Genomic DNA, 18,866 nt, shown 5'->3' with positions numbered 1-18,866 from the left:
GATGAAAGAAATGAAGGGCGATTACGGAATATAAAAAATTACAAATAGAGCCTTTTCTTGTTTTTTTGTACTAATTTTGCATTTTGTATGTACACTCGTACAAAATGAGAAGTCTACATGTTTCGAATTAAGAAATTAGATATATTTACAGCCAAGCAGTTTGGATTATTGTTCGCTGGCACATTTTTCATCTGTCAATTTGTGCTGATGATGCAATTCCTATGGCGTTACGTCGATGATCTGATCGGCAAAGGATTGTCCATGGAAATCATGGCACAATTCTTTTGGTACATGGGACTCTTCCTTGTTCCTCAAGCCTTACCGCTTGCCGTACTATTATCCTCACTCATCACCTTTGGAAACTTAGGAGAGAACAGCGAATTGACAGCCATCAAATCGTCGGGCATCTCGATGTTCAGAACATTTCAGCCACTCATCTTTCTTACTATCTTTATCAGTTTCAGTTCCTTCTACTTTCAGAATTATATAGGACCTAAAGCCAATATGAAGCTCGCCCAACTCATACTATCTATGAAACAGAAGAGTCCGGAGTTGGAAATTCCAGAAGGTATCTTTTACGATGGCATTCCTAACAGCAACCTGTACGTACAAAAGAAAGATGTAGAAACAGGCAAGCTCTACGGCATCATGATTTATAGAATGACAGGAAGCTATGAGGACCAAGCCATTATACTGGCAGATTCTGGCATGCTCCAATCTACAGCCGACAAGAAACATTTGCTATTAAGCCTTTGGAGTGGCGAATGGTTCGAAAACATGCAATCGCAAGAATTAGGAGGCAGTGCTGCCATACCTTACCGCAGAGAGACTTTTGCCAGCAAAAAGATTGTTCTTGACTACGACGGAGGGTTCAATTTGACGGATGTTGCCGCTCTCTCTGGAGATGCACGCTCGAAAAGTCTTACGCAACTCGTTGCTGGTATCGATTCTCTGAACGGCGTTTACGACAGTGTTGGGCGGAGCATTTATAAAGAAACTCAACGCATGTTTTACTACATTCCTTCTATTGATAAACGAGACTCCGTAAAAGCAGTTCGAGCAGGATTAGCGAAAACATTTGTATTCGACACCATATATAATAAGCTTTCTAACGACCAAAAGATTAGTGTAATGAATATGGCACTGAGTAATATTCAGTCCGAAATCAGCGAGTTGAACTTCCAAAGCATGATTACCAGTGACGGAGATAAGATGCTGCGAGAACATCGCATAGAAATGATTGGTAAGTTTACGTTGGCACTAACGTGTCTCATCTTCTTCTTCATCGGTGCTCCCTTGGGTGCTATTATCAGAAAAGGAGGATTAGGTTTTCCTATCATCATCTCCGTGTTGGTCTTTATCATATATTATATTTTTGAAAACACAGGATATCGAATGGCTCGAAGTGGTATATGGACTGTGAATTTTGGCAAAGGATTGGCACCAGCGGTACTCATTCCTTTAGCAGCCTTCGTTACCTACAAAGCGAACAACGACTCCATGGCACTGAATATTGATACATGGAAGAGTGTGCTAAGGAAAGCCTTCGGAATTAAAACCAAACGTCACATCACCGGTAAGGAAGTAATTATTCATGACCCCGACTATACAGCAGCAAGGAATCAACTGCAAATGATGACTCAGGCTATTGAAAACTATGTGAACCAACACAAGCTGCGAACAGCGCCAAATGTGCAAAAGGTGTTCTTTAAGTATGAACCCGATCATGAGATTGAACACTTGAGCGAATTGTTGGAGAACATTATAGAGGATTTGAGTAATACCCGAGACAAGTATATACTGAATGAACTGAACAACTATCCCATATTGATGACAAGAGCTCACACACGTCCCTTTGACCATCAATGGCTCAATGTCATGTCAGCAGTAATCGTACCATTGGGATTGTTCTTCTATCTAAGAATGTGGCGATTCAGACTTACCCTCATGCGAGACTTAAAACAGATAGTACAAACAAACAATCGCATGATAGACAGCATTGACAGAATGTTAGAAAAGAAATAATTTATCATAATATATACGCGATATGGAAAACTTCAAATTAGCTACGATAGAAGAAGCTATCAAAGATTTTAAGGAAGGCAAATTCGTCATAGTTGTTGACGATGAAGATAGAGAAAACGAAGGTGATCTCATTATGGCAGCAGAGATGATTACTCCAGAGAAGGTGAACTTCATGCTGAAGAATGCCAGAGGCGTGCTATGTGCGCCCATTACGCTCTCCCGCTGTGAAGAGTTAGACCTGCCGAGACAAGTTGTTAACAACACTTCTGTGCTGGGCACCCCATTTACTGTTACCATTGACAAACTGGAAGGATGCACAACAGGAGTGTCGGCACATGATAGAGCTGCCACCATTAAAGCACTGGCAGACCCGAAATCAACTCCACAAACTTTTGGACGTCCTGGACATATCAACCCTCTCTATGCACAAGACAACGGTGTACTGAGACGAAGTGGACATACCGAAGCAACCGTAGACCTGTGCAGGTTGGCCGGACTTTACCCCGCCGGGGCCCTGATGGAAATCATGAACGAAGATGGCTCCATGGCACGCATGCCCGAATTGCAGAAGTTGGGCACGGAGTGGGGAGTGAAAATCATCACCATCGCTGAGCTCATCGCCTACAGACTGGAAAAGGAATCAATCATCGAAGTGGGCGTCGAAGTAGACATGCCCACCCGATACGGACATTTTCACCTCATACCTTTCAGGCAACAAAGCAACGGTTTGGAGCACATGGCCTTGGTGAAAGGCAAGTGGGAACGGGACGAACCAGTGCTGGTTCGCGTGCATTCGTCTTGTGCAACGGGCGACATCCTGGGAAGTTTGCGTTGTGACTGCGGACAGCAGCTGCACAAGTCGATGGAACTGGTTGAGAAAGAGGGGAAAGGTGTTGTTATCTACATGCAGCAAGAAGGCAGAGGCATCGGCCTTATGAATAAGATGGCAGCCTATAAGTTGCAAGAAGAGGGCTACGATACCGTGGATGCCAACATACATTTGGGTTTCAAACCCGATGAGAGGGACTATGGCTGCGGCGCACAAATGCTGCGTCATTTGGGCGTACGCAAGATGCGACTGCTGACCAACAATCCCGTAAAGCGAGTAGGACTGGAAGCCTACGGACTGGAAATTACAGAAATTGTACCTATCGAAACTACACCTAATAAATATAATGAACACTATCTGAAAACAAAACAAGACAGGATGGGACACAAATTGCACATTAAATAGTGTGAAAATATTACAATTGTAAAACAATAAATGAAATAATGTCACTTTTATTTCAGATAAAAGAATAAAAATATTACTTTTGCATACATCAACTTAATAAAAAGCAAAATAATATGGCAAAGTTATCAGAACGTCTCAACCGTTTAGCACCATCCGCAACACTCGCAATGTCACAAAAGAGTAGTGAGATGAAAGCGCAAGGGATTGACGTGATTAACCTGAGTGTTGGAGAACCAGACTTCAACACGCCCGACCATATTAAAACAGCTGCCAAAGAAGCAATTGACGAAAACTATTCGAAATACTCACCTGTTCCCGGATACCCAGATTTACGCAAGGCTATTGTAGACAAGTTACATCGGGAGAATCAACTGGACTATGAAGTTGCTGAGATATTGGTGTCCAACGGTGCCAAGCAGAGTGTATGCAATACGTTTATGGCACTTGTTGACGAGGGAGATGAAGTAATTATACCTGCACCCTACTGGGTAAGCTATCCACAGATGGTCAAATTAGCGGGAGGAAATCCTATCATTGTGAATACTGGTTTTGCCCAAGAGTTTAAAATCTCGCCCACACAATTAGAGGCAGCAATCACTCCTAAGACGAAGGTGATAATCCTTTGCTCTCCCTGTAATCCAACAGGAAGTGTCTATTCTCAATCTGAACTCGAAGGTTTGGCACATGTAATTCTAAAGCATGAAGATTTGTATGTGATTGCTGACGAAATATATGAGCATATTAATTATGTGGGAAAACATGAGAGTATTGCGCAATTCCCAGGAATGAAAGAGCGCACCATCATTGTCAATGGAATTTCGAAAGCTTACGCTATGACTGGGTGGAGGATTGGATATATTGCAGCACCTGAATGGATTGTCAAGGGATGTAATAAATTGCAAGGCCAATACACCAGTGGACCCTGTTCCATTAGTCAAAGAGCAGCAATCGCTGCTTATACACAGAGTCAAGCTTGTGTAGAAGAAATGCGACAAGCCTTTCAACGAAGAAGAGACCTCATTGTAAAATTAGCAAAGGATATTCATGGATTGGAAGTCATCGAACCAAAGGGAGCTTTCTATCTCTTCCCCAAATGCAACTATTTCTTTGGCAAATCTACAGATGGCTATTACATCAAAAATTCAACAGATTTATCGATGTACCTATTAGAAAAAGCGCATGTTGCAACCGTAGGTGGAGATGCGTTTGGAGAGCCCAACTGCTTGAGAATGAGCTATGCAACAAGCGACGAGAATATTCAAGAAGCTTTTCGAAGAATAAAAAATGCGCTTGAGCAGCTACAATAAAACGACAAAGCTCTGCATTAAAAAGCGCTATCATCAAAAAAGAATACTCGTTAAAACTTCTTAATTCATCAAGAATTTATATATAATTTATATATCTTTGCGTTGTTGATTAAGAACAAAGTCCACAAGAAAATTCAAATCATCATGGACTTCCAGAAAAACAAAAGAACTATAACAACTTAAATTATTAATAACCAAAAATTAAAATTTCAAATTATGGCAACAACAAAAGCAGCCCCTCAGAAGAAGTCACAAGGATTTCAGGGCGTTAGACATGCGTTTATTATCATCATTTTAGCCTTCATTGTAGGATGGGGTTTCTACAACTTTATCCTTGGTGACCCTGCCAACTTCGCTAACGGTGACCGTGAAGGACACCCATTGAACATGTTGGGTACAGTTTACAAAGGAGGATGGGTTGTGCCTATTATCTTTGGTCTATTGTGTACCGTTATCGCAATGTCTGTTGAGCGTTTACTTGCTATCAGTGCTTGCTCTGGTAAAGGAAGTGTTACTAAATTTACAGAAAACGTAAAAGCAGCTCTTAGAAACGGTGACATCGCTAAAGCAGAAGAACTTTGCCACAAGCAAAAAGGTTCAGTAGCTAATGTAGTATTGGCAGACTTGAAATCTTACAGAGAGATGGAAAACTCTTCTATCAAACTAAAAGAGAAAATCAATACTATCCAGAACTCACACGATGAGGCAACAGCATTGGAAATGCCAACCATGACAATGAACTTGCCTATCATTGCAACTGTCGTAACATTAGGTACTTTGACTGCTTTGTTCGGAACTGTGCTTGGTATGATTCGTTCGTTCGCAGCCTTGGCTGCTGGTGGTGGTGCTGACTCTATGGCGCTTTCTACTGGTATTTCAGAGGCATTGGTAAATACAGCATCTGGTATTGCTACATCTTGGGTATCTGTTGTTTCTTACAACTACTTTACCAACAAGATTGATAAGTTAACATTTGCAATGGACGAGATTGGTTATACAATAGCTCACACATTCGAAGAAAAGCATCCAGAAGCTTAATTTTTGCTAACCCTTTAAAAATTATTCAGTTATGGGTAAGTTAAAAGTTAAGAAACATGACGTCTGGATTGACATGACTCCTATGTCAGACGTGATGGTACTCTTGCTGACGTTCTTTATGTTGACTTCAACATTCGTTAAGAACGAGCCAGTGAAAGTAAATCAGCCATCGTCTGTCTCTGAGATCAAGGTTCCAGAAAACGACGTGCTAAACATCGTTGTCGATAAAGCTGGCAAAGTGTTTATGAGTATGGATAATCAGAACGACCTGTTGAGTCTTATTCAAGGAATGAACGAGACGAGTAGTATCGGACTGACAAATCAAGAAATGATGAAGTTCCAAGCAGACCCTATGTGGGGTGTGCCATTGAATAGCTTAAAAGGCTACTTAGGTCTTCCTAATGAGAAGATGACCGAAGTAATCACGGGTGCTGAAGCTGGTGTTCCTCTTGATTCTATTGATGGAGGTAAGAGTGAATTCCAACTTTGGGTAACCGAAGCCCTGAATGTGAATGAGGATATCAAAATTGCAATTAAGGCAGATGCCGATACTCCTTATGCCAAAATAAAGAAGCTAATGTCAGAACTTCAAGACATGAACCAGAATCGTTATTATCTCATCACTTCATTAAAGACTGGGGAGGATAAATAAGTATGGCAAAATCAAAAGATACAAGTAAACAGAAGAAGATTAATGTCCGCGTAGACTTCACACCTATGGTGGACATGATGATGCTTCTTATTACGTTCTTCATGCTCTGTACTTCTTTGGCCAAACCACAAACCATGGAGCTGAGTATGCCAAGTAACGATAAGAACATGACAGAGCAAGACAAGTCGGTTACCAAGGCTTCTTACACTATCACTATCTATGTAGCTGGAAACGACAAAATCTACTACGTGGCAGGGTTACCGAAATACGACGATCCATCAACTCTTAAAGAAACAACATGGGGTAAAGATGGTATTCGTAAAGTATTGATACAGCACACGACAGAAGATAATACGCAACCAGTTTTGGATGTGATGAAAGCAAAGGCTGAACTTGACTTGAAGAAAGATCAAATGCCCGATTCTGTATATAGCAAAGAATTATCTCAGATAAAAAGAGGTGAAATCAATGGTCAGAAAATTCAGACCATGACAATCATCATTAAAGCAACAGATAAAGCAAGTTATAAGAATGTAGTAGATGCGCTCGACGAGATGCAGATTTGCAGCATTGGTAAGTATGTCCTCGATAAGATTTCAAAAGACGACGAAAAGTTGTTGAAAGCGAAAGGTGTCGAATAAGAGGATATCGTATTAACCATTAAAAAAGAGTAACAATGTCAAAAATAGATTTGATTTCTGGTGATTGGACCGACATCGTTTTTGCCGGACGCAACCAGTCTTACGGTGCCTATCAGCTAAGAAAAGGCACAGGTAAGAGAAATGTTATCTCTATCATTGCTGTAGTCGTATTAGTTTTGCTTTGCCAAGTTGGACTTACCATTAAAAAGGCCGCAGACGCAGAAGCAAGAAGGAGAGCTGCAATGACAGAGGTTGTAGAACTTTCTAAGCTTGACCAGCCAAAGAAAAAGGCTGAAGTAAAGCAAACCAAGAAAGTTGAAGTAGAACCTGAAAAGGTTGTTGAGCGAGTAAAAAGTTCTATCAAGTTTACTGCACCTGTTATCAAGAAAGATAACGAAGTAAAACCTGAAGAAGAATTGAAAACTCAAGACGATTTGATGAATACCAAAACTGCCATCGGTGCCATTGATGTAAAAGGTAACGATGACAAGGGCGGTGAAGTATTGAAACTGAAAGAAGCAGTGGCTCAACCAGAGCCTAAACCAGAAGTAGAAAATAAGGTCTTCGATGTAGTAGAACAGATGCCATCATTCCCTGGTGGTCCATCTGCACTGATGAAGTACTTGAGCGAAAACGTTAAATACCCTGTAGTAGCACAAGAGAATGGTGTTCAGGGACGTGTCGTTGTGTCTTTCGTTGTAGAGAGAGACGGACATATCACAGACGTGAAAGTAGTTCGTTCTGTAGACCCCTCATTGGATAAAGAGGCTGCTCGTGTAGTAAGAAGCATGCCTGCTTGGATTCCTGGTAAGCAAAATGGTTCAGCTGTACGCGTGAAATATAACGTACCTGTTTCGTTCAAATTACAATAACATGAAGAGAAATATATCTTACATACTTGTAGGATTAACACTAATCACCTGTCTTTTGGCTTCTTGTAAAAATAAGAAGCCAAAAGATGGGAGAACAGATACTTATTCGTCAGGAGCAATCACTTTTGCTTCTGACGAAAGTTTTAGTCCAGTAATAGAAGAGGAACGCGAGCTCTTTGAATATACTTACCCAGATGCCAAGCTGACTCCCATCTATACAAATGAGTCAGAAGCCATCAACAAACTACTGAAAGGAGAGGTTTGGATGGCGATTACCTCGCGTGATTTTAAGAAAGAGGAACTTGAAAGTCTAAAAGCAAGAAAACAATTTCCTCGCTCAGTTAGGTTCGCATACGACGGACTTGCATTAATTCAGAACATCAGCAACACTGATTCTTGTATCAGTGTTGACAACATAAAGGATATCCTTAACGGAAAAATTACACGTTGGAATCAAATCTATCCGAAATCCAAAATAGGAGAAATCACTGTAGTATTTGATAATCCAAACTCTTCAGCAGTCCACTTCGTAGAAGATTCAATTCTGGGAGGAAAACCAATTCTAAACAAGAATGTTGCAGCAGTAAAGAAGACAACTGAAGTAATTAAGTATGTAGAAGAAAACAAAGGTGCTATCGGAATTATTGGAAGCAATTGGTTAAACGACAAACGTGACACTACCAATTTGACATTCAAGAAAGAAATCCGACCAATGGCGGTGTCTTCTGTTCCAATCGCAAACGTACAGAACAGTTGGAAACCATACCAATATTATATATTCAATGGGAGTTACCCTTTGGCACGAACTTTGTATATATTACTTAACGACACCCACATGGGATTACCCACAGGTTTTTCTAACTTCATTATATCACAAGACAAAGGACAAAAGATTATTTTAAAAACAGGCTTGTTGCCTGCGTACGGAAATTTGACCGTAAGAAATGTTCGTGTATCCAATGAATGATTACAACAGATTTCTGAGAATTAAAAAACAAATCCATAAAGAAAAAGAGTATGAAGAGAATTAAATATTTATTGGCAGGAGCTCTACTCATGAGTATGTCGGCTCCAGTGATAGCACAAAGTGAAGACCAAGTTGCCATTAAACAAGCAACGGAGATTATCAAATCAACAAAGAACGATGTTGAAAAGGCATTAAAACCTATCTATAAGGCAAACAAAAAGAATCCTGCTGTGCTTGTTGGAATAGGAAGGGCATTCTTAGAACAGAAGAATACTGAAATGGCTATGAAATATGCCAACCTTGCTATGGAACGTGATAAGAAATATGCACCAGCTTACATCTTGGCAGGTGACGTTGAAGTAATGAAAGATGATGGCGGAGCTGCAGCAGGTTGGTACCAACAGGCTAAATACTTTGATCCAAAAAATCCAGATGCATATTTCAAATATGCAAATATTCTCCGAGGTAGGAGTCCAGAGGAAGCAGTATCGAATTTGAATGATTTGCGCACTCAACGACCTGACATTGCTGTTGATGCATTGGCTGCAAGAATTTACTACAATTCAAATATGCTGGATAAGAGCATGCAATATTACGAAAAAGTAGATAAGTCAAAACTCGAAAATGTAGACATTACAAATTATGCCATGGCAGGCTATCTCTCTCAAAAACGTCAGAAGAGTTTGGATATGGCTTTATATGGACTGAGTAAAAATCCTCGTTACGCTGCATGGAACAGAATTGCATTCTACAATTACACGGACGAAGGTCAAATTCAAGATGCACTTAAATATGCCGACCGACTATTCAATGCTTCTGATAGTGCGGTAATCTCTGGATATGATTACACCTACTATGGTCAAGCATACTTGGGTGATAAGCAATACGAGAACGCTATTAAGATGTTCGAGAAGGCATTAATTGCAAATAAAGAGAATGCCGAACTTGTAAATAATAACAAGAAAGGGCTCTCTGATGCTTACCTTGGTAAAGGCGACTTTGCTAATGCCATCAAATATTATGAAGATTATTTAGTGAATGTCCAGAAGCCTTCTGCTACTGACTTAGCTGGGTTAGGTTCTATCTATACGACCATGGCAGCCAGCCAAAAAGGAGAAGAACAAAAAGCTACTTATCTCAAAGCTGATGAGGTGTATAAACAATTAGGTGAAAAATTTCCTGCAAACATCGATTTTGCTAACTTCATGCGTGCACGTGTTAACTCCAACTTGGACCCTGAAACAAAACAAGGATTAGCCAAGCCTTTCTATGAGGCATTAGCCAAGTCGTTAAGTGAGAAGGCAAGTCGTGATGATGTGGATAACACTAGATTGATTGAAGCTTATAGATATTTAGGATATTACTATCTGTTACAAGGAAATAAAGCTACAGCTGACTCATATTGGAAAAAGGTTCTTGAACTTGATCCTAACAATGAGGTCGCAAAACAAGCTTTAGGAATGAAGTAAAAGAGAAATAACAAACCAAATAACGAGGGTGTGTCAAATATAAACGGACACACCCTCGTTATTTTTTTATACGTATGTGCCAACCTGGCAGAATATTGCGTATGTATCAAGATAAACTTATGATTGAACAACGAGCTATGGTATTCTCCGTTCTGAATTTATCAACAGTGACCAACATAAAACGAGACACTCAATCATTTCAAAGTGTCTCGTTACAAATCATTCTGTTATTGTTAGGATATCATATCGAAATGAACCTCCTAACACCAGACGTTTACCGTTCTTATAAATGCTGTTCTTTACTCAGGTAGAGAGATTGCCTCATTTGGGCAAACTTCTGCACATGTACCACACTCGGTGCAAGTGTCAGGATTGATAGAATAAATTTCACCTTCAGAGATTGCTCCTACTGGGCATTCATCAATACATGTACCGCATGCAATGCAGTCATTTCCAATTACGTAAGCCATAATGTTGTTTTTTTGTAAATTAATGTTTTTGTATAAAATAGTACTTATCGAAATAACAGCAATTCCTCGCCGTGACTCGATTTTCTTATCATCAAATTATATACGTTGTAGTTTTCTACATTTGAATAATGCAAAGGTACAGTAATTATTTCAAATACTTATCAATTACTATTATTTTTTATCATTTATCTTTTATTCCCCATCAACGAATTTCTCGTGTAAGTACAAAGTTTTTCACATAGTAAGGTCTTTGACGATGACCGTTGAAGCTGTTGAAAGGATGTCTCAAAATAGGCACATCCTCTTACCTCAATGCACATAATGTTTACAGAGGAGATAAACTAAAAAAACATGTTGCACAACGAAAGATACAAAATGCTTGCGATACAGAATCTTCTACTTCCTATTTTTGTCAATATAGATGACAATAAAACCGCAATTGAAAAGTTGCGAAATAGAAAAAGACAAGAATGAAAAAAGCAGTCAAAACGGCATTTTTGGACGAAAAAAGTGCTGTTGGCTCGCTGAAGCATTGAGTTAAGGCAACTATTACATGTGAATAACACCCTTACTAAGTTACTATTGAGGCACTAAAGTATTGTTTCAACACCATTTTTTGATGGTTTTTGGAGACTAAAAAGGGGAAAAAACGAGGTTTTGTGCGTACGATTACGCATAATCACTTAACAAACAACGAGTTGTAAAACTATCGCATAACTCGCGTATTTGCGACCGAAAGTAAAGTTGGTTGCAAATATTCGAATTATGAGCGTGTACTTGTTAAATATTTTGACAATAATTACACCCCCATTTCATTGAAGTTATTACCACAAAGAGCGTGGTATAGATAGAAACCGCAAGGCTCATTCATTAAACAAAAGGTCGCTTGTTGCCAAAAACAAGGATGCTCTTTTGTTTCAACTACAAATTGAACAAAAACAGCAAATCCGATGGTTGGAAGCTATAAACGCAGGCGTTCACCAAATAAAGCTAATTTGTCAAGAACACACAATGCGTTGATGTCGGCTGGTTTGTTTCACGCGTAGAGCGTTGGCGTTCGTTGTCTTGTTGAATTCATTTGCATCACTCAATTTGTTTATTGTTCAACAACATTGCCCATAAATGAAAGAGCCGTGTCCACTAAAGAACTTGTGCCAATTAGCAATATCACGGTAGATTTTACGTTATTCCAACATGAAGAAGACAGTGCTTTGTACAATTCTATTTTTTGCCTCATGGGTTCAGTGCCTTGCACAGATAGACCGTGTCGTTCAAAATCGTCCCTACGCAGATTTACGCCCACTGCACTTTGGCGTATTATTGGGTACTCATGTACAAGATGTTGAATTAAATAATGTAGGTATTCAACAACTCACACACGAAGACGGGAGTGTGTCAGAACGTCTCATTACCGTTGACCAAGATAGATGGGATGCAGGACTCACGGTGGGAGTACTCGCAGAAATGAGGCTCAGTAAGCACTTCCAGTTTCGCATTGCTCCTGCCATGTACTTCGGAAATCGGCACTTAACTTTCCGCGACTATGGCATGTTGGATAAAGAAGGAAAGCCAACGGAGCAGCGACAAGACATGAAAACCGCTTACATCTCCTCCGCTTTGGATGTTATCTTCGCTGCGCCGAGATTTAATAACCATCGACCTTATTTAATTACAGGGGTGAACCCTATGATTAACCTCAATGGGAAAAACGACCAGTTTGTAGCCTTGAAACGTTACGATGTATTTGCAGAGATAGGCGTGGGGTGTGATTTCTATCTTCAATACTTTAAGTTAAGACCAGAACTTAAATTTATGTTTGGACTCACCAACAGCTATGACAAGAACCATGTCAAAGGTATTAAAGATAAGAACATGATACCTTACACCAACGCTACCAATGAAGCACGCTCCAAGATGATAGTCTTGACGTTCTATTTTGAATAAAGATGAACACACCAACAAATAGGGTGAGTTCCATAAATTAGTCTCGTCAAGCCCTAAAACGTATGCTACGATGGTAATTTATAAAACTCACCCAGAGTGAAAGTTCTTTAGGCTGGTTCTATAAATTACCACCGCACATAGTCATCAAATGTTTATGAAATACGTTTTGTTATCTTTTGGCTTCTTTTTGGTTCAAAATGTAAGCTCGTTCAGTCGTGTAGCTCGCTACACTCCTTCACTCTCTTGCATTTTGATCGCAAAAATAAGCTCAAAATCTAACAAAGCTAATTTATAGAGCCAGCCTTTATTTCTATGCCAAATGTTTTGTCATTTTTTCTTGAATTGCAATAGCAACTTTCCTACATAAATGGCATGTTTCCCATTTTGATCAACAGGTATCTCTTTTCCATCCAAATTCTTAACATATCTTAGAGATTGGAAATATGTATGAGAGTGTCCACCTAACAGCAGGTCAATGCCCCGAGTATGTGCAATTATACGTTGTTCGCTCATCCCCTTTTTCAACCAACCCATGTGCGATAAACAAATCACTAAATCACACTTATATTTATTTTTTAAGAGAGAAGCCATTTGCTGCCCTACTTTGATAGGGTCTAAATACTTCACTCCCTCACATTTCTTCAAATCTACAAGTCCTTCCATCTCTGGCGAGAGTCCAAACACACCTATCTTAATCCCTTTGCGCTTCAGTATAACATACGGCTTTACCAAACCTTCACAAACAGTTCCCGTAAAATCATAATTGCTACATACGACAGGATAATTTAATTGTTTGATAAGACGAGCCAGGTTGTCCATTCCAAAATCAAACTCATGATTGCCAAGCACACCTGCATCATACCCCATTTCATTCATCAACTTTACCTCGACCTCTCCTTGATATAAGGTATAATAAGGCGAGCCCTGACTGAAATCGCCACTATCGAAAAGTAACAGCTGAGGGTCTTTCTTCCTTTCCTCTTTCAGCATCCCAATTCTTCGAATAAATCCCCCTCGCCCTGCAAGCATGGTATCTGCTAAGTTCGGGTTTAATGGATATATACAACTGTGGGTGTCGTTTGTGTGGAGAATAGTAAGACTCTTATTTTGAGCCACAAGTGTTGTCCCTAAACATAAGAGTACACTAACTAATATATAACGATAATTCTTCATTTCTAACTTTGGTAATTCTGGTTCAACTTACTCAACAACAATTCTTCCTTCAATAGCAGCATCAACCTCAAGCCCCTGTGCGTTGGCTTGTTGAAAATAATCCATAATTATAAATCGCACATTGTTTTGCTTATCTTGAGGCGACAACACCTGCGTTTTCTTCTTAAAGGCAACAAGTTTGTCATTTCCCTGCGCCAAGTAATCAAGAGTTGCTATACGGTACAAACGCTGTGGTTCAATGGGTTTTCCGTGAACTAAAGCCGACTTCAACTGTCCGTCTTTCGTAATTCTTAGTTCTACTCCATGACTCACACCTTCGCCACCAACCGAGGCAATTTGCTTAAAAAGCTCAAGCACTTGTTCTCCTGTCAGCGTTAAGAAGCAAAGTTTGTTCTCAAAGGGTGCCACATCGACCACATCACCCTTCGTCACATCCCCTTTCACCAACGCTGCACGGATACCTCCCATATTATATACAGCGAAATCAGGAGTCTCATGAAATGCTCTTCCGCCCCAAACCAAGATGTCCGACAGCAGATTAGAAAGCGTACTTTCAGGTCTACCCACAGACATGTCACGCTTAACTCGCCCAACAACAGGACTCATCAAACTATCTACCTCGTGTTTGTAGGGCCGCATCAAGGCGTCTACTTTCTCATTACGAATGCCATCATACCGATGATCTACGAGTATTCGAGTTCGCTGAACGTTCGTCAACTGATAGTGCGATGCACACGATGTTGCCATCAACGATATGAAAGCAAGCTCAAACAGCAATTTTGTTTTTCTCATTTCAATTCTTATTTACCAATATTTATAACCCACAAATGCACAAGACTCATTACTCTTAGTCGTTTTTATCTCGCCACTACTGAGTAGTTACCAAGCACATCATTACATCTGAGGCTGAAAACGATTTAATGATAATGCAAAGATAGATTTTTTTGTAAGATTTCAAAAATAGTTTGAAGACAATATTCTCTATGTGAAAGCGATTTCTTCTCATCAAGGTAATTTTATAGGTTCCTCTTTACACCGTTCTTAAGTCTAAGGGTAATTGTACTACAACAATTCCGTTGCGAACGACATCTCAGATGATGAACAAAGCTTGGAGGCTTTGTCCCAATTACGAATCCACAGCTGTAATGTATTTAACTACGTTGTGTGCGTTTGCAAAATCGCGTCATTCGACAGATTTGCTGTTGAAACAAAAGAAAAAAGAATAAACTTATATTATTTCAAAAAAATGTTGTAACTTTGCACCGCTTTTCGGCATAACCTCTGGAAGTAGAAGAGTTGCTGTCCATGTTGTGTTGGAACGACAAACAATATTTAATGACCAAATTAAAAATGGATTTAATTAAAGTTGCTGAAGAAGCATTTGCAACCGACAAAAAGTTCCCTGAATTCAAAGCAGGTGATACTATTACTGTCGCTTACAAAATCGTCGAGGGTACCAAAGAGCGTATCCAGCTCTATCGCGGTGTCGTAATAAAGATTTCAGGACATGGTGATAAGAAGCGCTTTACTGTACGCAAAATGTCTGGAACAGTAGGTGTAGAGCGTATTTTCCCTATTGAGTCGCCCAGCATTGACTCGATAGAAGTGAACAAGCGTGGTAAAGTACGTCGCGCTAAGTTGTACTACTTACGTGGTCTTACTGGTAAGAAAGCACGTATCCAGGAAAGAAGAACTGTCTCCAACAAATAAGATTCAGGTCAAAAGTATTTTTAAGATAAAAGAGGTCGCAATAGTTGTTGCGACCTTTTTTATTTCACTTCGTCATCATCGTCGTAGTTGAGGTCTGCACTATTCTCACCATGCAAAGCGGCTTTTAAATCTTTCCAATTTTGAAAGCCCGCAAGGAGAGCTAATTTATCCAAAGTAGCTACAGACAGTTTCTCTTTTCTTTGTAGACAATCCCACAGTTTCTGAACACCACTCAAATTTGCACACAAACCATGTTTCGCCAATACATGTACGATTTTCTCATCTTCTGTCAACAGATTACCTGCTGTTTCTCCGACCTTTGCCTCCATTTCTTCTAACAGACGCTTTATATCTTGCAACATTTTGTGAATCAATTAATTCATAACAACCATGTATATTAACCTCATCCATAAGTTCATTGGAAGACAGAAACTTGAGCTTTCTACCTTTCTCGTCTATCGAACAATGAGCAAGCAAAATTACTAAAAAGATTGAACAAACAACCCTTTCTTAAGGAAAAACAATGAGCGTCATTTCTTTTCAATATAACGAATGCGAATCTTACAATGTACTCTTGATGTCGTCATCCAGCAATGGATGCGCTTAAAACGATAAGAATAAATCTCGAACCGAAAGTCTCTGAAACTTTTTAAGAAAGCTAAAAATCAGCAAGTAACGTAACAGAACAGTTTATTTTTTTATATCTTTGTAAACCATTAGAACATTTTCCGATATGAAAGAATTAGCATTAAAGTACGGTTGCAATCCCAATCAGAAGCCTTCACGCATTTATATGGAAGAGGAGGAATTACCAATAGAAGTATTAAATGGCCGCCCAGGCTATATCAACTTTCTTGACGCACTCAATAGTTGGCAATTAGTAAAAGAGCTGAAGGCTGCAACAAGTCTTCCTGCTGCTGCCTCATTCAAGCACGTCTCACCAGCTGGGGCTGCCATTGGACTACCACTAAGCGACACCTTAAAAAAGATTTATTTTGTCGACGATGTAGACTTTGAACTCTCACCCCTTGCCTGTGCTTATGCAAGAGCCCGAGGAGCAGACCGCATGTGTTCGTATGGCGATTTTGTTGCATTAAGCGACACCTGCGATGCAGCAACGGCATTGCTTATCAAACGTGAAGTGAGCGATGGCGTCATTGCACCTGATTTTACACCTGAAGCATTGGAGATTTTGAGAGAAAAGCGCAAGGGGACTTACAATGTCATTAAGATAGACCCAAACTATCAGCCGAATCCTATTGAACACAAACAGGTTTTTGGCATTACCTTTGAACAAGGGCGCAATGAAGTTAAACTTAATGACGATCGATTATTTGAAAACATCCCCACAGAACAGCAATCCTTGCCAGAAAATGCCAAGCGAGATCTTACCATAGCACTTATCACTCTCAAATATACCCAGAGCAACAGTGTTTGTTATGTCAAAGATGGACAGGCAATTGGAATAGGAGCTGGACAACAGAGTAGAATTCATTGCACCCGCTTGGCAGGTGACAAAGCAGACACGTGGTGGCTTCGCCAATGTCCCAAGGTCATGAACTTGCCATTCAAGGAGCATATCCGTCGTGCAGATAGAGACAACGCCATTGACTTATACATTGGCAACGAGGCGGATGACCTCTTGAAAGACGGAGCATGGGAAGCTATCTTTACGAAAAAACCAGAGCCCTTGACCCAAGAGGAAAAGAAAGAATGGCTTTGCCAAAACACACAAGTGGCATTAGGAAGTGATGCATTCTTCCCCTTTGGAGATAATATTGAACGAGCTCACAAAAGTGGTGTACAATACATAGCACAAGCTGGAGGTTCTGTGAGAGACGACCATGTTATTGAGACTTGCAACAAATATGGCATCACAATGGCATTTACAGGGGTGAGATTATTCCACCATTAATTCATCAAACACAGTGGCATAAGTATCTTCGTATGAAGAACATCTAACAAGAAAGCAAGTACCACTGTCATCAATTTACATGTGTATGGACGATTTTGACGATATATTAGAAAACGGGATAGTCTTTCGCAAGCCTCCTAAAGAGAAAAAAGAGGACGGAAAGATTAAGACCAAAGCCAAGAAAAAGAAGTATATTACAGGAGCACATGGCAGTGGCTCTGCTCGCCAAAAAGCGAAATACCGCACACAGCGAGCCAATAGACATAAAGGGAAAGCGTGATATAAGGATATCGCACTTACTTCGGAGCGTAAGTCTTATTACGCTTCGAAGTAATTTTTCCTAATTTAGTCAAGGTCAAGGTTACATCTTGTAAACTTCGCTTTGCATGGTCGAACAGTATATTTGGATTGTAACGCCGCCCTCTGTATTTTACTTCAAAATGCAAATGTGCAGTTGTTGCACGTCCTGTTCGCCCTGTCAATCCAATCACATCCCCAGCCTTCACTTTCTGACCCACCTTTACAAAGTTTTTAGATTGATGACTGTAAAGGGTTTCAAAGCCATATTTATGTTTTATTTTGATACAGTTTCCATACCCATAATGTGGCCCTGACAGCGTTACTACTCCATCAAAGGCTGCCACTATCTTATCTTTCGGCTTTGTCTTCAAATCTACTCCGCCATGTCCTCGTCTGCCTCCGTAAGGACTTATCACCTTTGCACCAGGAAGAGGATAAGCCCATTGACCTGTTTTCCTCACTTCAGACAAGTTCAGTTGAAAAGAATTACTGTTTTTAAAAGGATTTTCTGGGTCAACTCCTGCACGCTGTTGCTCCTCCGTCACCACTTTCACATCAATGTGATGCCCCACTTTCTTAAACTGTAGCAATTGTGAATATAATTGATGACTCGCAGGACTGAGAATAATCGTTGGGTTGATACGGGCACCATTCACCATGATTGAAAAGCGCAAAAACGAGCGTCCTGCACGCTCTCCAATAATTGCAATGGTCTGTCCTGCACGCACATGTTCACCCACTTTCACCAAATTCTGCACTTGATGACTATAAACGGTTTCCAATCCATTCTTATGTCGAATCACTAATACGGGTATTTGAGCTGCATTTCGCTTGGACAAGCGCACAGCACCATCAAACATCGCCTTCACCGCATCTCCCTTCGAGGTTCTGATTTCCAGTTCTTGCTGCGGCAAAAGGATACTCTTTCCCACAGGAAGTGGAAAACAATAATCTGTTGAAGACAACTTTTTAAAATCAATATAGAATTGATCAGATTTGTCAAAGAGATGAGGTGTAGCAATACTCACCTGCTGTCGTTCTGCAGGAGTGAACTGTTCTGTATCGGAAGCAAAAGCCGACAAGCTCATGACTGAAGCTACACTCAATATTAATTTTCGTAAAGGAAATTTCATTTCATTACCGTTTTGG

At 40.1% G+C, this 18,866-nt stretch carries 18 protein-coding genes; 13 read left to right on the top strand and 5 right to left on the bottom strand.

Going from position 1 to position 18,866, the window contains the following annotated elements:
- Window positions 1-117: 117 nt before the first annotated feature.
- The 9 genes from BN35_RS02990 (at window position 118) to BN35_RS02950 (ending at window position 10,205) form a co-directional block, all read left to right on the top strand.
- Window positions 118-2,025 (top strand): LptF/LptG family permease, encoded by a 1,908-nt coding sequence (locus tag BN35_RS02990; protein WP_025071958.1) that lies wholly within the window; start codon window positions 118-120, stop codon window positions 2,023-2,025.
- A gap of 22 nt (window positions 2,026-2,047) precedes the next feature.
- Window positions 2,048-3,259: a bifunctional 3,4-dihydroxy-2-butanone-4-phosphate synthase/GTP cyclohydrolase II gene (locus tag BN35_RS02985; RefSeq protein WP_025071957.1), complete on the top strand. Its 1,212-nt coding sequence runs from the start codon at window positions 2,048-2,050 to the stop codon at window positions 3,257-3,259.
- Window positions 3,260-3,372: 113 nt separating this feature from the next.
- Window positions 3,373-4,566: a pyridoxal phosphate-dependent aminotransferase gene (locus BN35_RS02980; protein WP_025071956.1), complete on the top strand. Its 1,194-nt coding sequence runs from the start codon at window positions 3,373-3,375 to the stop codon at window positions 4,564-4,566.
- Window positions 4,567-4,782: 216 nt separating this feature from the next.
- A complete protein-coding gene (locus tag BN35_RS02975) occupies window positions 4,783-5,604 on the top strand; it encodes a MotA/TolQ/ExbB proton channel family protein (RefSeq protein ID WP_025071955.1) in 822 nt (273 codons plus the stop codon).
- Window positions 5,605-5,635: 31 nt separating this feature from the next.
- Window positions 5,636-6,256, top strand: coding sequence for an ExbD/TolR family protein (locus tag BN35_RS02970; protein WP_008122901.1), 621 nt, complete (start codon window positions 5,636-5,638; stop codon window positions 6,254-6,256).
- Window positions 6,257-6,258: 2 nt separating this feature from the next.
- Complete coding sequence (locus tag BN35_RS02965) at window positions 6,259-6,897, top strand: ExbD/TolR family protein (protein ID WP_025071954.1); 639 nt, start codon at window positions 6,259-6,261, stop codon at window positions 6,895-6,897.
- Window positions 6,898-6,932: 35 nt separating this feature from the next.
- Window positions 6,933-7,769: an energy transducer TonB gene (locus BN35_RS02960; RefSeq protein ID WP_025071953.1), complete on the top strand. Its 837-nt coding sequence runs from the start codon at window positions 6,933-6,935 to the stop codon at window positions 7,767-7,769.
- 1 nt (window position 7,770) lies between these two features.
- Window positions 7,771-8,736, top strand: a complete 966-nt coding sequence (locus BN35_RS02955) for a PstS family phosphate ABC transporter substrate-binding protein (protein WP_025071952.1) — start codon at window positions 7,771-7,773, stop codon at window positions 8,734-8,736.
- A gap of 50 nt (window positions 8,737-8,786) precedes the next feature.
- Complete coding sequence (locus BN35_RS02950) at window positions 8,787-10,205, top strand: tetratricopeptide repeat protein (RefSeq protein ID WP_025071951.1); 1,419 nt, start codon at window positions 8,787-8,789, stop codon at window positions 10,203-10,205.
- Between the two features lie 299 nt (window positions 10,206-10,504).
- On the opposite strand, the gene BN35_RS13000 is transcribed toward BN35_RS02950, so the two are convergent.
- Window positions 10,505-10,675 carry a DUF362 domain-containing protein gene (locus tag BN35_RS13000; protein ID WP_081411426.1) on the bottom strand — a complete coding sequence of 57 codons (171 nt, stop codon included), beginning with the start codon at window positions 10,673-10,675 and terminating at the stop codon, window positions 10,505-10,507.
- A 1,194-nt stretch (window positions 10,676-11,869) separates the two neighbouring features.
- Between BN35_RS13000 and porT the strand changes: the two genes are divergently transcribed.
- Window positions 11,870-12,619, top strand: coding sequence for a type IX secretion/gliding motility protein PorT/SprT (gene porT / locus BN35_RS02945; RefSeq protein ID WP_028900945.1), 750 nt, complete (start codon window positions 11,870-11,872; stop codon window positions 12,617-12,619).
- A 327-nt stretch (window positions 12,620-12,946) separates the two neighbouring features.
- Here porT and BN35_RS02940 read toward each other — a convergent pair whose 3' ends face one another.
- On the bottom strand, window positions 12,947-13,792 hold the full coding sequence (locus BN35_RS02940) for a bifunctional metallophosphatase/5'-nucleotidase (RefSeq protein WP_025071950.1): 846 nt from the start codon (window positions 13,790-13,792) through the stop codon (window positions 12,947-12,949).
- A 27-nt stretch (window positions 13,793-13,819) separates the two neighbouring features.
- The gene (locus tag BN35_RS02935; RefSeq protein ID WP_025071949.1) at window positions 13,820-14,584 is read right to left on the bottom strand and encodes a 5'-nucleotidase C-terminal domain-containing protein; all 765 of its coding nucleotides are present in this window, start codon (window positions 14,582-14,584) and stop codon (window positions 13,820-13,822) included.
- 513 nt (window positions 14,585-15,097) lie between these two features.
- On the opposite strand from BN35_RS02935, the gene rplS reads away from it, so the two are divergent.
- On the top strand, window positions 15,098-15,502 hold the full coding sequence (gene rplS, locus BN35_RS02930; protein ID WP_081411425.1) for a 50S ribosomal protein L19: 405 nt from the start codon (window positions 15,098-15,100) through the stop codon (window positions 15,500-15,502).
- A 59-nt stretch (window positions 15,503-15,561) separates the two neighbouring features.
- Here the strand turns inward: rplS and BN35_RS02925 are convergent, their stop codons facing one another.
- Window positions 15,562-15,864 carry a hypothetical protein gene (locus BN35_RS02925; RefSeq protein WP_025071947.1) on the bottom strand — a complete coding sequence of 101 codons (303 nt, stop codon included), beginning with the start codon at window positions 15,862-15,864 and terminating at the stop codon, window positions 15,562-15,564.
- 371 nt (window positions 15,865-16,235) lie between these two features.
- Between BN35_RS02925 and BN35_RS02920 the strand changes: the two genes are divergently transcribed.
- Together BN35_RS02920 and BN35_RS02915 are read left to right on the top strand one after the other, a co-directional pair.
- Window positions 16,236-17,417: a phosphoribosylaminoimidazolecarboxamide formyltransferase gene (locus BN35_RS02920; protein WP_025071946.1), complete on the top strand. Its 1,182-nt coding sequence runs from the start codon at window positions 16,236-16,238 to the stop codon at window positions 17,415-17,417.
- Between the two features lie 85 nt (window positions 17,418-17,502).
- Window positions 17,503-17,697: a hypothetical protein gene (locus tag BN35_RS02915; protein ID WP_008122929.1), complete on the top strand. Its 195-nt coding sequence runs from the start codon at window positions 17,503-17,505 to the stop codon at window positions 17,695-17,697.
- A 16-nt stretch (window positions 17,698-17,713) separates the two neighbouring features.
- On the opposite strand, the gene BN35_RS02910 is transcribed toward BN35_RS02915, so the two are convergent.
- Window positions 17,714-18,850, bottom strand: coding sequence for a M23 family metallopeptidase (locus BN35_RS02910; RefSeq protein WP_025071945.1), 1,137 nt, complete (start codon window positions 18,848-18,850; stop codon window positions 17,714-17,716).
- Window positions 18,851-18,866: the final 16 nt, after the last annotated feature.

The organism is Hoylesella timonensis 4401737 = DSM 22865 = JCM 15640, assembly GCF_000455445.1.
GTDB classification, from domain to species: domain Bacteria; phylum Bacteroidota; class Bacteroidia; order Bacteroidales; family Bacteroidaceae; genus Prevotella; species Prevotella timonensis.
This window is presented reverse-complemented; position numbering and strand designations above follow the sequence as displayed.

Coding starts and splice junctions, on each gene's coding strand:
- BN35_RS02960 (WP_025071953.1), top strand. CDS start 6,933: ATGTCAAAAATAGATTTGATTTCTGGTGATTGGACCGACATCGTTTTT.
- BN35_RS02915 (WP_008122929.1), top strand. CDS start 17,503: ATGGACGATTTTGACGATATATTAGAAAACGGGATAGTCTTTCGCAAG.
- BN35_RS02925 (WP_025071947.1), bottom strand. CDS start 15,864: ATGTTGCAAGATATAAAGCGTCTGTTAGAAGAAATGGAGGCAAAGGTC.
- BN35_RS13000 (WP_081411426.1), bottom strand. CDS start 10,675: ATGGCTTACGTAATTGGAAATGACTGCATTGCATGCGGTACATGTATT.
- BN35_RS02980 (WP_025071956.1), top strand. CDS start 3,373: ATGGCAAAGTTATCAGAACGTCTCAACCGTTTAGCACCATCCGCAACA.
- BN35_RS02920 (WP_025071946.1), top strand. CDS start 16,236: ATGAAAGAATTAGCATTAAAGTACGGTTGCAATCCCAATCAGAAGCCT.
- BN35_RS02985 (WP_025071957.1), top strand. CDS start 2,048: ATGGAAAACTTCAAATTAGCTACGATAGAAGAAGCTATCAAAGATTTT.
- BN35_RS02990 (WP_025071958.1), top strand. CDS start 118: ATGTTTCGAATTAAGAAATTAGATATATTTACAGCCAAGCAGTTTGGA.
- porT (WP_028900945.1), top strand. CDS start 11,870: ATGAAGAAGACAGTGCTTTGTACAATTCTATTTTTTGCCTCATGGGTT.
- BN35_RS02975 (WP_025071955.1), top strand. CDS start 4,783: ATGGCAACAACAAAAGCAGCCCCTCAGAAGAAGTCACAAGGATTTCAG.
- BN35_RS02970 (WP_008122901.1), top strand. CDS start 5,636: ATGGGTAAGTTAAAAGTTAAGAAACATGACGTCTGGATTGACATGACT.
- BN35_RS02935 (WP_025071949.1), bottom strand. CDS start 14,584: ATGAGAAAAACAAAATTGCTGTTTGAGCTTGCTTTCATATCGTTGATG.
- BN35_RS02910 (WP_025071945.1), bottom strand. CDS start 18,850: ATGAAATTTCCTTTACGAAAATTAATATTGAGTGTAGCTTCAGTCATG.
- BN35_RS02965 (WP_025071954.1), top strand. CDS start 6,259: ATGGCAAAATCAAAAGATACAAGTAAACAGAAGAAGATTAATGTCCGC.
- BN35_RS02940 (WP_025071950.1), bottom strand. CDS start 13,792: ATGAAGAATTATCGTTATATATTAGTTAGTGTACTCTTATGTTTAGGG.
- BN35_RS02955 (WP_025071952.1), top strand. CDS start 7,771: ATGAAGAGAAATATATCTTACATACTTGTAGGATTAACACTAATCACC.
- rplS (WP_081411425.1), top strand. CDS start 15,098: ATGTTGTGTTGGAACGACAAACAATATTTAATGACCAAATTAAAAATG.
- BN35_RS02950 (WP_025071951.1), top strand. CDS start 8,787: ATGAAGAGAATTAAATATTTATTGGCAGGAGCTCTACTCATGAGTATG.